This window comes from Pseudomonas sp. GW460-LB5, from assembly GCF_059423245.1.
Window position 1 is genome coordinate 1 of sequence record NZ_JBWKXT010000139.1, and the last position, 789, is coordinate 789.

A 789-nucleotide genomic window follows, 5' to 3' on the forward strand; every position below is an offset into this window, starting at 1 on the left:
TGCTCGAAGTTGCCACCGGAAGCGCCGGTTATGGTTGTGCTTACAGTCGAACCGTTGTTGTAGACGTCGTTCGCCGGGGTCTGGAAATCAACGCTGCCCTGGGTCTTGCCGGCTTCAACGGTGATGGTCTGGCCATTGGACAGGGTCACGGTTACCGGCGTCTGGGCAGGGTTGCTCAGGGTCACGGTGTAGGTGATCACACCACCTTCAGTGACGCTTGGCGAAGCGGTCAGGGTCGCAGTGGTGGTGTCGACCGAATCGTTGATCGTGGTCTGCGCCGGGGTCGGATTCGGGGTCAACTGCTCGAAGTTACCGCCCGTGGCGTTCTCGATGGTGACGCTGACAGTCGAACCGTTGTTGTAGACGTCGTTCGCCGGGGTCTGGAAATCAACGCTGCCTTGGGTCTTGCCCACTTCAACAGTGATGGTCTGGCCGTTGGACAGGGTCACGGTTACCGGCGTCTGGGCAGGGTTGCTCAGGGTCACGGTGTAGGTGATCACACCACCTTCAGTGACGCTTGGCGAAGCGGTCAGGGTCGCAGTGGTGGTGTCTACCGAATCGTTGATCGTGGTCTGAGCCGGGGTCGGATTCGGGGTCAACTGCTCGAAGTTACCGCCCGTGGCGTTCTCGATGGTGACGCTGACAGTCGAACCGTTGTTGTAGACGTCGTTCGCCGGGGTCTGGAAATCAACGCTGCCTTGGGTCTTGCCCACTTCAACAGTGATGGTCTGGCCGTTGGACAGGGTCACGGTTACCGGCGTCTGGGCAGGGTTGCTCAGGGTCACGGTG

General features: G+C 60.3%; 1 protein-coding gene. It reads right to left on the reverse strand.

All coding sequences use genetic code 11. From position 1 onward, the window contains the following. Positions 1-789: immunoglobulin-like domain-containing protein (locus AC07XM_RS31065; RefSeq protein WP_495046086.1), on the reverse strand; the 789-nt coding region annotated here is incomplete at both ends.